The 1231-nt window shown below is 62.3% G+C and carries 1 protein-coding gene; it reads right to left on the reverse strand.

What is annotated here, in order from left to right:
* Positions 1-165 precede the first annotated feature (165 nt).
* The coding region (locus PI86_RS15140) for a Gfo/Idh/MocA family protein (RefSeq protein WP_200885209.1) at positions 166-1231 on the reverse strand (1066 nt) is incomplete at its 5' end.

Genomic DNA, 1231 nt, shown 5'->3' on the forward strand with positions numbered 1-1231 from the left:
CCGTCGCCGCAGCCGAGGTCCATGCCGCGACCGGGCGGAAACGGCCGGGACAGCACGACGTCGATCTCGATGGCCCGCCACAGGCTCGTCGCGGGTTGAAACGGCGTTTCCTTGAAGAAGCGCCGGAGCAAATCGACATTCATGGTCATTTCGTGATACCTCCGGTCATACCCGTGCCGCACATTCGATGATCTGATGCTGCATGCCGAGGATCGCTAGCGCCGAGTCGGCACCGATGGGCTCGACTGCGTTGCCGGTGCGAATCGAGCGGGCGAAACCCGCGAACACATCGTCGTTGCCGTAAAAGAGCATCCCTCTGAGATGCCGGATTCCACTCGTGAAATGTTGCTGCCAGTGTTGCCAGGTGGCGGACAGCGACGTGCGCAGGACCGTCGCGGTCGTATGGGCGCCGTCGTTCGGCAGACGAATGTAGATATCGCGAAAAACGTCGACGATTCCCATGAAGCGCTCGCCGCACACGATCACTTGCCATTCGCTGACCGGCGATTCGAAATTCATGTTCAACATGACTGGAATCGAGCCGTGCGGGGCATTGCATTGGTAATGTGCGGTGATCATGCACGGTGTTTCGAGGCCGGTGCTGCTCGGGACGACAGTCGCATGCCTGAGCGCCAGCGCGCCGGGAGCCAGGCGCCGCAGCAGATAGAACATGTGTGGGCTTTCGTCGTAGAAGAGGCCTAGCGGAAGATCTTCGTACCAGGCAGGCAGGCGACGTTCCGGATTCCCGAATTGATGGGCGGTAATCGAGCGGATACTGCCATAGCAGCCGGATTCGACGTCTCGCAGCAGGCGCTTGGTCGAAGAGGCAAATTGAAAGTTATGCACGATGCACAGGGTCCGCTCATGGGCCTTCGCCAGCTTGACCAGCTCTTCGCCTTCCGCCACCCGCATCGTGAACGGCTTTTCGGTCAGCACGTGCTTGCCCGCGCGCAGCGCTTCCCTGATCAACGGGTAATGAGCGTGCGGCCCGGCGCCGATCGTCACGGCATCGACGTCGTCGAGCCACGGAACGTCGGCAAGCGATCCGGCACAGGCGTGGTGCCGGATCCTGAGTCGTTGCGCGACGCGTTCCGCGTGGTGCGGCTGGCGATCGATCAGGCCGACGACTTCGAAGCTCGGGTCGCGCAGCATCACTGGCAGATGGCGATGAGTCGTCACCCATCCCAGCCCGACGGACGCGACACGAATCGGGGCGGCGGCAGTTTGGGAC

Source organism: Burkholderia sp. A9, assembly GCF_000801975.1.